The 12,891-nt window shown below is 53.0% G+C and carries 10 protein-coding genes; 9 read left to right on the top strand and 1 reads right to left on the bottom strand.

Features of this window, described 5'->3' with window-relative positions; all coding sequences use genetic code 11:
• The first annotated feature begins 2 nt into the window (after positions 1-2).
• From pheA to ACGHAD_RS08770, 7 genes are all read left to right on the top strand, one after another.
• On the top strand, positions 3-1,106 hold the full coding sequence (gene pheA, locus ACGHAD_RS08740) for a prephenate dehydratase (protein ID WP_339615297.1): 1,104 nt from the start codon (positions 3-5) through the stop codon (positions 1,104-1,106).
• Between the two features lie 11 nt (positions 1,107-1,117).
• Positions 1,118-3,367, top strand: a complete 2,250-nt coding sequence (locus ACGHAD_RS08745; RefSeq protein ID WP_382415640.1) for a bifunctional prephenate dehydrogenase/3-phosphoshikimate 1-carboxyvinyltransferase — start codon at positions 1,118-1,120, stop codon at positions 3,365-3,367.
• A gap of 136 nt (positions 3,368-3,503) precedes the next feature.
• A complete protein-coding gene (gene cysD / locus ACGHAD_RS08750) occupies positions 3,504-4,415 on the top strand; it encodes a sulfate adenylyltransferase subunit CysD (RefSeq protein WP_339615295.1) in 912 nt (303 codons plus the stop codon).
• A 91-nt stretch (positions 4,416-4,506) separates the two neighbouring features.
• On the top strand, positions 4,507-5,928 hold the full coding sequence (gene cysN, locus ACGHAD_RS08755) for a sulfate adenylyltransferase subunit CysN (protein WP_339615294.1): 1,422 nt from the start codon (positions 4,507-4,509) through the stop codon (positions 5,926-5,928).
• Positions 5,929-6,334: 406 nt separating this feature from the next.
• Positions 6,335-7,819 (top strand): NAD-dependent succinate-semialdehyde dehydrogenase, encoded by a 1,485-nt coding sequence (locus tag ACGHAD_RS08760; protein WP_382415637.1) that lies wholly within the window; start codon positions 6,335-6,337, stop codon positions 7,817-7,819.
• A 15-nt stretch (positions 7,820-7,834) separates the two neighbouring features.
• Positions 7,835-8,080, top strand: coding sequence for a DUF2835 domain-containing protein (locus ACGHAD_RS08765; RefSeq protein ID WP_339615292.1), 246 nt, complete (start codon positions 7,835-7,837; stop codon positions 8,078-8,080).
• Positions 8,081-8,127: 47 nt separating this feature from the next.
• Positions 8,128-9,162 (top strand): quinone-dependent dihydroorotate dehydrogenase, encoded by a 1,035-nt coding sequence (locus ACGHAD_RS08770; RefSeq protein WP_382415635.1) that lies wholly within the window; start codon positions 8,128-8,130, stop codon positions 9,160-9,162.
• Between the two features lie 213 nt (positions 9,163-9,375).
• On the opposite strand, the gene rmf is transcribed toward ACGHAD_RS08770, so the two are convergent.
• Positions 9,376-9,582, bottom strand: a complete 207-nt coding sequence (gene rmf / locus ACGHAD_RS08775; protein ID WP_339615290.1) for a ribosome modulation factor — start codon at positions 9,580-9,582, stop codon at positions 9,376-9,378.
• 756 nt (positions 9,583-10,338) lie between these two features.
• Here rmf and rlmKL point away from each other — a divergent pair.
• Both rlmKL and ACGHAD_RS08785 read left to right on the top strand, forming a co-directional pair.
• Positions 10,339-12,552, top strand: a complete 2,214-nt coding sequence (gene rlmKL / locus ACGHAD_RS08780; RefSeq protein WP_382415633.1) for a bifunctional 23S rRNA (guanine(2069)-N(7))-methyltransferase RlmK/23S rRNA (guanine(2445)-N(2))-methyltransferase RlmL — start codon at positions 10,339-10,341, stop codon at positions 12,550-12,552.
• A 20-nt stretch (positions 12,553-12,572) separates the two neighbouring features.
• Positions 12,573-12,848 (top strand): hypothetical protein, encoded by a 276-nt coding sequence (locus ACGHAD_RS08785; RefSeq protein ID WP_382415631.1) that lies wholly within the window; start codon positions 12,573-12,575, stop codon positions 12,846-12,848.
• Positions 12,849-12,891 lie beyond the last annotated feature (43 nt).

Here is a 12,891-nt window from a genome sequence, read left to right on the forward strand (position 1 = left end):
TTATGAGCGATACCCACAACGAGCGCGAGCAACTGCTGGCGCTGCGTGATCGCATCGACGAAATCGACGCGACCATCGGCAAGCTTATTTCTGAACGCGCCGGCTGCGCGCAAAAAGTGGCCGAGGTAAAGTCGGCCAGCACTGAGGGCGATGTTTTGTTTTATCGGCCTGAGCGCGAGGCACAAGTATTGCGCAAGGCGATGGAGCGCAATGAAGGGCCGCTTAGTGATGAAGAGATGGCGCGCTTGTTTCGTGAAATTATGTCGGCGTGTTTGGCCTTGGAACGTCCCATTAAGGTGGCGTACCTAGGTCCTGAAGGTACGTTTACACAGCAGGCGGCGCAAAAACATTTTGGCGCTTCCGCCGTTGCCATGCCGTTTTCGGCAATCGATGAAGTTTTTCGCGAGGTCGAGGCCGGCGCTGTTAATTATGGCGTGGTACCGGTCGAGAATTCTACCGAAGGTGTGGTGAGTCATACCCTCGATAACTTTATGAATTCTAATTTAAAAATTTGCGGTGAGGTCGAGCTGCGGGTACATCATAATTTAATGGTGTCCTCTGTCACCGATGTTAAAAGCATCTCTCGTATCTATTCCCACGGACAATCGTTGGCACAGTGTCGCAAGTGGCTGGATGCACATTACCCCAAAGCCGAGCGAATTGCCGTGTCGAGCAACGCTGAAGCGGCCCGTCGTTTAAAGGGTGAGTGGAATGCGGCGGCTATAGCGCCAGAAAAAGCCGCCGAGCTATACGATTTACAGGTGGTTTCCGAGAAGATCGAAGATCAGCCGGACAACAGCACCCGCTTTTTAATTATCGGCACCCAAGCGGTTCCCGCCAGCGGCGTCGATAAAACCTCACTGTTAATTGCGATGCGCAATCAGCCCGGGGCACTGCACAATTTGTTGGCGCCGTTTCACGCTCACGATATCGATTTAACGCGGGTCGAAACCCGGCCTTCGCGCTCTGGTGTGTGGACTTACGTGTTTTTCGTGGACTTTACCGGGCATGTGGACGACCCCGTCATCCGCGCTACGTTAGACGAAGTCTCGGCACGAGTGTCCGACTTAAAAATTCTGGGTTCTTACCCCAAGGCCGTACTCTAGGGATGTCGGCCGTGTCGGAGCCCGAGTTTAAAGCGGTTGGAAAATTGGTGGTTATTGGCCTGGGGCTTATTGGCGGTAGCGTCAGTGCCGGTTTGCGCCAGCGCCATGCGTGCCAAGAGGCGATTGGCATTGTTCGCGATCAAGCAAACGCGGCATTAGCGCTAGAGCGCGGCGTGGTTGACCGCGCCTGTTTGTCACTGCAAGAAGTGGCGGCCGAGTTGGGCGAGGGCGATGTTATCTTTGTCGCTGTGCCCACACTGGCCATTGAGTCGGTATTGCGCGATATTCATGCGCTTGTCAGTCCAGAGGTTACCGTAACCGACGGCGCCAGCGTAAAAGGCAGTGTGCGTGAGGCGGCTATTGCCGCGTTTGGTGAAGTGCCCAGCAACTTAGTGTTGGGGCACCCGATTGCCGGCTCGGAGCAAAGCGGCGTTGCCGCAGCCAACCCCTCTTTATACCAAAAACACCGTGTTATTTTAACGCCCGAGCCGTCGACCGGCGCGGCGCATATCGCCAGAGTTACGGCTCTGTGGCAAGCGCTTGGCGCCGAGGTTTTGTCGATGTCGGTTAGCGAGCACGATGAGGTGCTGGGGGCGACCAGTCACTTGCCTCACGTTATCGCGTACTCGCTGGTTGACACCTTGGCGCACGATATTGGCAACCCCAACATCTTTCGTTACGCCGCGGGCGGGTTTCGTGATTTTACCCGTATTGCCTCCAGTGATCCGATTATGTGGCACGATATTATGCGCGCCAATCGTGGCGCTGTGCTTCACTCGCTGGATAAATTTGTCGATAACCTATTGCGTTTGCGTGACGGTATTGAGCGCGAAGACGGCGAGTATTTGCTGGGCGTATTTACCCGCGCTAAAGCGGCTCGAGATCACTTTACCCGGATGTTAGCCGGGCGCACTTTAAAAGACTCTGCAGCGTTAACGCCTATCAAATTTCGTGTCGTTGCAGGTGCGCCATTACAGGGCCGGTTACGCGTACCGGGCGACAAGTCGATCTCTCACCGCGCGATCATGCTCGGCTCGCTGGCAAACGGCAAAACTACGATTGCCGGATTATTGGAGAGCGAAGACTCGCTTGCCACGCTGCAGGCGTTTCGCGATATGGGCGTAGTGATTGACGGCGCTAACAATGACGCCACCGGTGAGGAGCGCGTGACCATTTACGGCGTCGGGCTGCACGGGCTTAAGGCACCACAAAAGCCGCTGTATTTGGGTAATGCCGGCACCAGCGCCCGATTGTTGTCCGGTATTCTGGCCGCACAAACCTTTAGCTCCACCATCACAGGTGATGCCTCTTTGTCGGCCAGGCCCATGGGGCGAATTATCGAACCGTTGAGCTCAATGGGTGCCAACATCCATTCGGAGTCAGAGAACCTGCCGTTGACGTTTGCCCCGGCTGAGCGCTTTGCCGCTATTGATTACCAGCTGCCACTGGCGAGCGCCCAGGTAAAATCTTGTTTGTTGCTGGCCGGTTTGTACGCTGATGGTGTCACACGGGTGCGGGAGTCTCAGGTAACGCGCGACCATACCGAGCGTATGTTGGGCGGTTTTGGCTGCCAGGTGACTCGCTGCGACGAGGGCTGGCTCGCCATTGATGGCGGCAGTGAGCTGCAGGCGTGCCATATTGATGTGCCAGGCGATTTCTCGTCAGCGGCATTTTTTATCGTCGCTGCGAGTATCACCCCAGGTTCGGATATTTTACTGGAACACGTTGGTGTAAATCCGTCGCGCACGGGTGCGCTGGACATCTTGCGCCTTATGGGCGCCGACATAGCGCTACTTAACGAAGATACGGCAGGCGGTGAACCCGTGGCCGATATTCGGGTGCGCTACCGCCAGTTACAGGGTATTAGCATACCGCCGGAGCTGGTTTCCCGAGCGATTGATGAGTTTCCCGCGCTGTTTGTCGCCGCCGCTAGTGCTCGGGGTGTCACCGAGCTCTCGGGTGCGGCGGAGCTGCGGGTAAAAGAAAGTGATCGGCTGGCGAATATGGCGGCCGGGCTAAAAGCGTTGGGCGTTAGCGTGGATACCCATGCCGATGGTTTGCGCATTACCGGCTCGGCCATGCAGGGCGCCGAGGTAGATTCGGCGGGCGACCACCGGGTTGCCATGGCCCTGGCGTTGACAGGATTGTGTTGCGACGGGGCGGTGACGGTTGATCACGCTGAGTGCATTGCCTCGTCGTTCCCGGGCTTTGTGGCGCAAGCCAAACAATTGGGCATAACCATAGAAGCAATTGATTGTTAACAAACCGTTAGAAAACCGCTACCGTTGCCAACGCTAGTGCTGGGTGGAGTGGATTAGTGAAATTCGTCCAGATCACCTATAATACGCGCCGCCGACACTGGGTCGGCCCCAAATTGACCAACAAATTGTGAGTGGCATGTCCGAGCAATACACACAGACGCACCTAAAACAGCTTGAAGCTGAAAGTATTCATATCATTCGCGAAGTCGCGGCTGAGTTTGATAACCCTGTTATGCTCTATTCGGTGGGCAAGGATTCTGCCGTAATGATGCACTTGGCCATGAAGGCCTTCGCACCGGGTAAACCGCCATTCCCCTTAATGCACGTAGACACGACCTGGAAGTTTCAGGAAATGATTGAGTTTCGTGACCAGCGTATTAAAGATCTCGGCTGGGATCTGCTGGTACACATCAATCAAGAAGGTGTCGATATGGGGGTTGGCCCATTCACCCACGGTAGCGCCAAGCATACCGACATCATGAAAACGCAATCTCTAAAGCAGGCGCTTAACAAATATAAGTTTGACGCCGCTTTTGGTGGCGCCCGTCGGGATGAAGAAAAATCGCGAGCCAAAGAGCGCGTTTACTCGTTCCGTGATCGCAATCACCGTTGGGATCCTAAAAATCAGCGCCCCGAGTTGTGGAATATTTATAACGGCCGGGTAGATAAAGGCGAAAGCATTCGCGTGTTCCCCCTGTCTAACTGGACTGAGCTGGATATCTGGCAGTACATCCATTTAGAAGGCATTCCTATCGTGCCCTTGTATTTTGCCGCTAAGCGGCCTGTGGTTGAGCGTGACGGCACCCTGATTATGGTCGACGATGACCGTATGCCGTTAGAGCCGGGCGAAGAGATCCAAGAGAAAATGGTTCGCTTTCGTACCCTTGGTTGTTATCCGCTGACCGGCGCGGTTGAGTCCGATGCGACAACGCTGCCTGAGATTATTCAGGAAATGTTGTTAACGACGACCTCCGAGCGTCAAGGGCGGGTGATTGATCATGACAGCTCCGGCTCGATGGAAAAGAAAAAGCAAGAAGGCTATTTCTAAGTAATAGCGGATAACGTATTTGCACTGAATCGGTGGCGCAGGGCGCGTCACCAATTTGTTAGGCACCGAAAACGCCAAAGGCTAAAAGTTTATGTCTCACCAATCAGAACTTATCGCTAGCGATATTGATGAGTATCTCGCTCAGCACGAGCGCAAAGAATTATTGCGTTTATTGACGTGCGGTAGCGTTGACGACGGTAAAAGCACACTAATCGGTCGCTTGCTGCACGACTCGAAAATGATTTATGAAGATCAGCTCGACGCCGTGCGCTCCGACAGCACAAAGCACGGTACGACAGGCAACACCGTCGATTTGGCGCTGCTGGTAGATGGTTTGCAAGCCGAGCGCGAGCAAGGTATTACCATTGATGTGGCCTACCGTTATTTCTCAACGGCTAAGCGCAAGTTTATTATCGCCGACACCCCGGGCCACGAGCAGTACACTCGCAATATGGCCACCGGCGCCTCGACCTGTGATTTGGCCGTCATTCTTATTGACGCCCGTTACGGCGTGGTGACGCAAACCCGTCGGCACAGCTATATTGCCTCTCTGTTGGGGGTTAAAAACATCGTCGTTGCCGTCAATAAAATGGACTTGCTGGATTTTGATGAGCAGGCGTTTATCAAAATTAAATCCGATTACTTGTCGTTTGCGCAAAAGCTTGGCATGGAAGACGTGCAGTTTGTGCCGATCTCGGCCCTTGATGGCGACAACGTGGTCAATGCATCAGAGCGCTCGGCGTGGTATACCGGCCCAACGTTAATGGAAATTTTGGAGTCGGTGCCGGTTACCGCCGATAAAAACTTCGATGACTTCCGTTTCCCGGTGCAGTATGTCAACCGTCCTAATTTAGATTTTCGTGGGTTTTGCGGCACAATTGCCTCTGGTGTGGTTAAGGTCGGCGATGCGGTTAAAGTGTTGCCTAACGGCACCAGCAGTACCGTAAAAGCAATTGTGACCTATGACGAGAACTTAGATCAGGCGTTTGCCGGGCAAGCGGTCACCCTGACCTTAGATGATGAAATTGACGTTAGCCGTGGCGATATGCTGGTGCTGGCTAATGATGAGGTCAAACAAACCAACAGCCTCAAAGCGCATGTTGTTTGGATGAACGCTAACGCCGGTAAAGTGGGCGATGAGTATTTGTTTAAGTTTGCCAGTCGTGTCATCAGTGGCCACTTTGATGGCCTCGATTATCAGATTGACGTAAACACCCAAGAGCATCATCCGACCACAGCCCTTGAGCTAAATGATATTGCGGTTGCCAACTTGGCATTGAGCCAAAATGTTATCGTTGATAATTATCAGCACAACCGTGCCACTGGTGCCTTTATTGTGATTGACCGACTGACAAATATCACTGTTGGCGCGGGTATGGTAATGGAAGCGCTCGATTACAATGCTGACACGCAAAACGCGAATTACAGCGAGTTTGAAGTCGAGCTAAACGCCTTGGTGCGCAAGCACTTTCCTCACTGGCAAGCGCGCGATATTAGTAAATTACTAAAGTGAGATAATCTGCTGGCGCCCGGCGCCGCTGGCTACCTTACGCGCGTTAAAGCGAGCCCCTGACCGGGCTCGCTTTTTTCGTTTTGGGTTTCTGAGCCAAGCGCTGAATGGATCGTGACACTTTATAAAAACATCAGTAACCGTTTGTTCAGGCGTAGCCTGACGTTAGTAGGCAGGGTGTTGCAGAGGCACTTTTGTCGAGGTTGTGACAGGGGCTTGAACCGTCGATGGCGTGCGGTGTTATGATGTTTATAGCCCAAATTTTCTGTTGCCCACCGTTTTTGGCCCGCCGCAATAAGGTATGTTTAGGCAATGCACGTTTGCTAAGCTACGGGTTTAGCTCTGACGTTTTGGGGGCAGGGCGCTAGCGTAAATTGTATGTTCAGCAAACAAACTTTGAGGAATCGCAATGACTAGTAACGCAAATACTCCAGCCTTTAAATTAGAGTGCCCCGAGTTGTGGCGCGAACAGTGCTTTTTTGCCGGAACCTGGTCTGCAGGTAGCTCTGGTGAATCCATTGAGGTGGTCAACCCGGCCACCGATGAAATCTTAGCTCGGGTTCCTAAGTTGTCAGCAAAGGACCTCGATCATGCATTAACGGCCGCCCACCAAGGTTTTATCTTCTGGCGCGGATTAAGCGCGCCAGAGCGAGCGGCTAAATTGCGCCGCTGGTTTGAGCTGATGCAAGAGCACAAAGAGGACTTAGCCCGCATCATGACTGCCGAGCAGGGCAAGCCCATCGCAGAGTCGCGTGGCGAAATCGATTATGCGGCGTCTTACATTGAATGGTTTGCCGAAGAGGCAAAGCGTGGCTACGGCGAGATGATTCCCGCATCAAAGCCGGGGCAGCATCTTTTGGTTAGGCCTGAGCCGATCGGGGTCAGCGTCGCGATCACTCCGTGGAACTTTCCCGCTGCGATGATTACCCGTAAAGCGGCGGCAGCGCTAGCGGCGGGTTGCTCAATGGTGGTCAAACCCGCCTCTATGACGCCCCTAAGTGCGCTGGCGCTGGCTTATTTGGCCCAGCAAGCAGGTATTGAAGAGTCGGTGTTTAGCGTTGTGACTGGCGACTCAGAGACGGTCGGTAAAGCCTTTACCGAATCGACACTGGTGAAAAAATTAAGTTTTACCGGTTCGACCTCCGTGGGGCGCAAATTAATGGCGCAGTGCGCGCCCAATTTACAAAAGCTCTCATTAGAGCTGGGCGGCAATGCGCCTTTTGTGGTGTTTGATGATGCAGATGTTGCCCTTGCGGTGAAGGGCGCCATTGGCTCTAAATTCAGAAACTCGGGCCAAACCTGTGTTTGTCCTAATCGCTTTTTGGTGCAGGCGGGTATTCACGATAAGTTTGTCGCAGCGCTAAAACACGCAATGAGTGAGTTAAAGGTCGGCGATGGTTTTGACGAGAGCGTTAAACAAACCTCCCTTATTAATGCCGGTGCCGTCGATAAAGTAAAGCGCCACTACGATGATGCTCTGGCAAAAGGGGCCGAGTGTGTGTTGGGCGATGTGCCGGGTAGCTTGCCGCATAATCGCGTCGCGCCGATTTTGCTGGTGGGGGTAACCCCTAAAATGCAGTTGTGGCAAGAAGAAACCTTTGGGCCAGTGGCGCCAATTATGAAATTTACCACCGAGCAAGAAGGCGTTGAGCTGGCCAACTCTACTCCTTTCGGTTTGGCGGCGTATTTTTATACCCAAGATGTAGATCGCTCTTGGCGCGTGGGCGAGGCACTGGAGTCTGGCATGGTGGGGGTTAACGAAGGCGGTATCTCTAACGCTATGGCACCCTTTGGCGGTGTCGATCAATCTGGCTTTGGCCGTGAGGGAGGGCGCCAGGGGATTCAAGAATATCAGCAACTTAAATACCTTTGCTATGGCCCGGCAAGGTCATAATAATCGGCAGCGGCGATGACCCGAACACAGCTGAATCAGCTGGAATTTAGTTTAGATATTAGTGCGGCGCAACTGGAGCGCTACTATCGCGGCAGGGTGCGAGAGGTGCTGGCTCATACCATCGATGGTCGCCGGGTGCGTTTTCCGCTGTCGTTGCTGCGGCCGTTTGTAAGCCACAGCGGCGTGCAGGGTTGGTTTCGGATTGTTTTTGATCAATCAATGCGCTGCGAGCGGCTCGAAAAAATCGACGTAGGGCGCTAATTTCAGTATCCTTGCCGCCGTTTTGACGTTTTTAGCGAGAAATTGCCATGTACACAGCTGTGCGCAACCTATTGTTCCGCCTCAACCCCGAAGCTTCACACGAACTTAGCCTTGAGTGCATTGGTGCAGGGGAGCGTTTGGGGATAACCCGGCTGCTAAGCAAAGTCCCCGACGATCCCGTCGAGGTGATGGGGCTGACCTTTCCCAACCCCATAGGCTTGGCGGCAGGGCTGGACAAAAATGGCGATTACTTTAACGCGCTCGGCTCGCTGGGTTTTGGTTTTGTCGAGATTGGCACCATCACGCCGCTATCGCAGCCGGGAAACCCTAAGCCGCGCCTGTTTCGGTTGACGGGTAATAACGCCATTATCAACCGCATGGGTTTTAACAATAAGGGCGTCGAGCACCTGGTGAATCAGGTGAAAACCCGTCGCTATGATGGTGTACTGGGTATTAATATTGGCAAAAATGCCAAAACTCCGGTCGAAAATGCGCTAAATGATTACCGTGTGTGTCTTCGTAAGGTCTACGCTTGGGCAGATTACATCACCGTCAATGTCTCATCGCCCAACACTCCGGGGCTGCGCAACCTGCAATTTGGTGAAAGCCTGACGGAGCTACTGGGTGGAATCAAACGTGAGCAGCGCAAGCTAGCGCAAGAGCAAGAGCGTTACGTGCCTATTGCCGTAAAAATTGCCCCCGATATGACAGAGTCCGAGATCGCATCCGTTGCTGAGACCTTGCTAGCATTAGAAATAGACGCGGTTATCGCCACGAACACCACGATCGGCCGCGAGGGAGTAGAGACCGACCCGCAGCACACCGAGGCGGGTGGTTTAAGCGGTGCACCGGTACGCGACAAAAGTACGGCAGTTATTGCCGCTCTGGCCAAGGTTTTGGGTGGCCGAATCCCTATTATCGGTGTCGGTGGTATCGATAGCGCCGATGCCGCAGTCGAAAAAATAGCCGCCGGTGCGAGCTTAGTGCAGATTTACTCGGGCTTTATATATAAAGGGCCTGCGTTAATTAAAGAGTGTGCCGAGGCGGTGGCGGCCTATAGACGCAATCCTCCAAAAAGTTAGGTGGCGGTCGAACGGGGTTAGGGTAAGTGCCGTGGCGTGTTGATCGGTTGGCTGAGCCTCGTGAGGACATAAAGGGTATACATTAAAAAGCCCGCACTAGGCGGGCTTGATCTGCGGGTGGCAGATCCTGAGTCTTATCACAATGAGCGTTTGTTCAAGTTTGTGTCATTCCAAGCTATGTTCAAATACGTCGTTGTCTCGGTGCCTCAGTGGTTAATGGAGGTTGCTCAGCTTTTGTACCTGCGCCGCGCGATTAAACCCGTCCCATTGATCGGTGCGCGATTCGCGCCAGCCGCTCATCCATTGCTGCCGTGTTAAGCCGGTTTCATGGGGGCAAATGCTTCTGGATCGCCCGTCAATACCGGCTTTGTAGCCTTTACCGAATGCTCGTTCAAGTTGATCACGTTTTTGGCGTTTCATGCTTTGCAATACCTCATCGGTTATAAACAGAGCGGGCCAGTTAGAGCACCGTTACGTGCTCATCGGCAGTTTAGTTGCCGCACTCGCCATGCTCGCGGGTTGTGTATGACAAATTGCGAAAACCACCATCTCCTTAGGTTTACGGCCGATATTGCTGTGTTGGCCTAGAGTTAAAGAGCCACTGCCGCACAACAGGTTTGCTATTGCTTTGGCGGTGGGGCCTTGATCAGTCAAGCGGTTTACTCGTCAAGCGTGGTGCGTCGCGGGCTGCCAATGGTTCTTACCTCCTTAGCGTGAACGCCGTTGGATACGATAGGCGCTTTAGCAAACTTAAGCGCTGCTAGCCTTTGACTTGGGGTGCGCGGCCTGTGCGCCGCTGTAGCGCGTATCCCCCGCGCTAATATCGCTGGGGGAGCCCTTGAGGCCATTGGTTGCAGGGCGCAAATCCCCTTGACGCTCACTCACTGAGTCGGGCGTCTCGCTTGGCGCATAGCGCCGTTTGGCTGATGTGCTTATCCGCCGTTGCCGGTAGGAATTTACCAACATGCGCTGTATGATTTTCAGCGGCGGATAGCCAGTACAACAAAATCCAGCCGCGCTGTGAACGAATTAATTTTTATAGCGGTAGACGTTAATAGATCGCAAGGGTCTTAACAAAACCGTCATTTTATGGAACCGCCGAGCGCATTGAATGTCTCGTCGGCCAAATAAACAGGCATAAAGCTTGTTTCTACTAGTGTTGAGATAGCGTAAGTCATGACTGCCGAAACCCAATTTTTTGCCACGTGCCCCAAAGGCTTAGAATCACTATTACTGGATGAACTGAAAGCTCTAGGGGCACAAGAGGTGCGTGAGACTGTGGCCGGGGTGTACTTTAGTGGCGATATAAAAAAAGCCTACGAGGTATGCTTGTGGTCGCGTCTGGCCAATAAAGTGCTTATGCCGTTAGTGCAAGAGCGCGCTGATACTGCCGACGACTTGTATCGTGTAGCGCGCGCGATTGATTGGCAGCAGTACCTAAAGCCCAGCGGCACTTTAATGGTCGACTTTTCAGGCGAGAACCGCAATATTCGCAACACGCAATTCGGTGCGGTAAAAATTAAAGATGCGGTGGTGGATTGTTTTCGCGACGATACTGGCGAGCGACCAGACGTTGCCAAACGCGACCCGGATTTACGCATTAACGCCCGGTTGTCACGGGGCAATATAACCATTGGCTTGGATCTATGTGGTGAGAGTTTGCACCGCCGTGGCTATCGTAAATCGCAAGGTGAGGCGCCACTAAAAGAAAATCTTGCCGCCGCTATTTTAATACGTGCCGGATGGGGCAAAGCCGACCACAATGAAGCGTTGCTTGACCCTATGTGTGGCTCGGGTACCTTTTTGATTGAAGCCGCTATGATAAGCGCCGATGTCGCACCGGGCTTGATGCGCTCGGGCTTTGCCTTTCAGCGCTGGCCCACCCACGATACTAATGCTTGGCAAGAGTTGCGCGAGCAAGCGCAATCGAGAAAACGCCATGGGCTTGAGCGTGAACTTCCGGAAATTCGCGGTTACGATGCTAACCTCGGCGTCATTCGCGCGGCAGAAGAAAATATAACCCGCGCCGGTTTTGACGACTGGTTGCGAGTAAGCCGTAAAGAGCTGCGCGAGTTTGTTAAGCCCACACATAAAGCCATGCCCCACGGCATTATTGTAACTAACCCACCTTACGGCGAGCGTTTGGGTGAAATCGAAGCGATGAAAAGTTTGTATCGTCACCTGGGCGAGCGAATGCGTGAGGAATTTACCGGCTGGCGTGCGGCGGTTTTTACCGGCAACCCCGAGCTGGGCAAACAGATGGGCGTGCGAGCACAAAAGAAGTACAAGCTGTTTAACGGCACGATCGCCAGCGAGCTATTAATGTTTGCGATTGAGCCGGAATACACGGTGCAAAACCGTGCCGCGCCAGTAGGGCCATCAGAACAACTTAACGAGCAAGGCGAAGTTGTATTGTCAAATGGTGCACAAATGCTGCTAAACCGTTTGCAAAAAAATGCCAAAAAACTTAAATCATGGCGTAAACGCAGTGGCGCAACCTGTTACCGCTTGTACGATGCGGATATGCCCGAGTACGCTTGTGCTATCGATGTTTACGAGGGGGTGGTTGACGGCACCAACACCATTCGCCGCCAAGTGCACGTACAAGAGTACCAGCCACCGCGCTCTATTGATGAAAAAGGCGCGGCAGAGCGCTTTAAAGAAATTGAAGCGGCGGTGCCTATTGCCTTGGATGTTGCTCCTGAATCGGTCAGTTTTAAACAGCGCCGGCGTAATCGCGGGGTTATGCAGTATGAAAAACTTCATGAAAAGCCCATGGGTGAATTGCTGCAAGTGCAAGAGGGTAATGCTCGGTTGCTGGTCAACCTGTGGCAGTACTTAGACTCCGGCCTGTTTTTAGATCATCGCCCCTTGCGCTTGCGTATCGCCGCCGAGGCGAAAGGTAAACGCTTTTTAAACCTTTTTTGTTATACGGCGGCCGCCTCAGTACAGGCGGCATTAGGTGGTGCGCGCTTTACGTTGAGTGTGGACATGTCGCAAACCTACCTTAATTGGGCGAGTCGTAACTTGGCCATGAACGGTTTAAGCGAATCGCGCAACCGTTTAGAGAAAGCCGACTGTGTCGCCTGGTTAAAAAGCGCCGAGCAAAAATTTGATTTAATCATGCTTGATCCGCCTAGCTTTTCCAACTCGAAAAAAATGCTTGATGTGTTAGATGTTCAGCGCGACCACGTTAGCTTGATTCATCAGTCGATGAACCTACTAGACGAGGGCGGTGTGTTGTATTTTTCTAACAATCTGCGCAGCTTTAAACTCGATGAAGAAGCTTTGTCGGGCTACCAGATAGAAGACATATCAAAAGCGACTATCGATCAGGACTATTCACGCAATCAAAAAATTCATCAGTGCTGGCGTATTACCGCACTCTAGCAATTGGGCTAGGTAATACTATGTGGCTAAAACGCGGGGCAAACTACCTGTGGCGGCGCAACCCAATCACCCGGGTTGTGTATGCCCGCGCCGATCGCGGTTTAAAAATTATTGCGCTGAGCCTAATGCTGGTGCTTGCCACCGCATTGCCTTACGCCGCAGCCGTTACGTTGGGTTGGCTGACTAACGCACGGGCCGAGCTGGCGTGGCTATTTGCTTTAGGTGCAGCGGTAGCGCATGTGGGCTTTGTGGTGGGGTTATGGTTGTTAATATATGATCGCTTGTGGCGAAGGTAGGGCGCGCCTTTGGTGAGGCTCAGGCTATTTTATTACTGCTGAC

The organism is Gilvimarinus japonicus, from assembly GCF_042847215.1.
GTDB classification, from domain to species: domain Bacteria; phylum Pseudomonadota; class Gammaproteobacteria; order Pseudomonadales; family Cellvibrionaceae; genus Gilvimarinus; species Gilvimarinus japonicus.

What these genes read in the sequence shown, in the direction of transcription:
- ACGHAD_RS08760 (WP_382415637.1), top strand. Translation starts at nt 6,335, where the DNA reads ATGACTAGTAACGCAAATACTCCAGCCTTTAAATTAGAGTGCCCCGAG.
- ACGHAD_RS08770 (WP_382415635.1), top strand. Translation starts at nt 8,128, where the DNA reads ATGTACACAGCTGTGCGCAACCTATTGTTCCGCCTCAACCCCGAAGCT.
- pheA (WP_339615297.1), top strand. Translation starts at nt 3, where the DNA reads ATGAGCGATACCCACAACGAGCGCGAGCAACTGCTGGCGCTGCGTGAT.
- rmf (WP_339615290.1), bottom strand. Translation starts at nt 9,582, where the DNA reads ATGAAACGCCAAAAACGTGATCAACTTGAACGAGCATTCGGTAAAGGC.
- ACGHAD_RS08785 (WP_382415631.1), top strand. Translation starts at nt 12,573, where the DNA reads ATGTGGCTAAAACGCGGGGCAAACTACCTGTGGCGGCGCAACCCAATC.
- ACGHAD_RS08765 (WP_339615292.1), top strand. Translation starts at nt 7,835, where the DNA reads ATGACCCGAACACAGCTGAATCAGCTGGAATTTAGTTTAGATATTAGT.
- cysN (WP_339615294.1), top strand. Translation starts at nt 4,507, where the DNA reads ATGTCTCACCAATCAGAACTTATCGCTAGCGATATTGATGAGTATCTC.
- cysD (WP_339615295.1), top strand. Translation starts at nt 3,504, where the DNA reads ATGTCCGAGCAATACACACAGACGCACCTAAAACAGCTTGAAGCTGAA.
- rlmKL (WP_382415633.1), top strand. Translation starts at nt 10,339, where the DNA reads ATGACTGCCGAAACCCAATTTTTTGCCACGTGCCCCAAAGGCTTAGAA.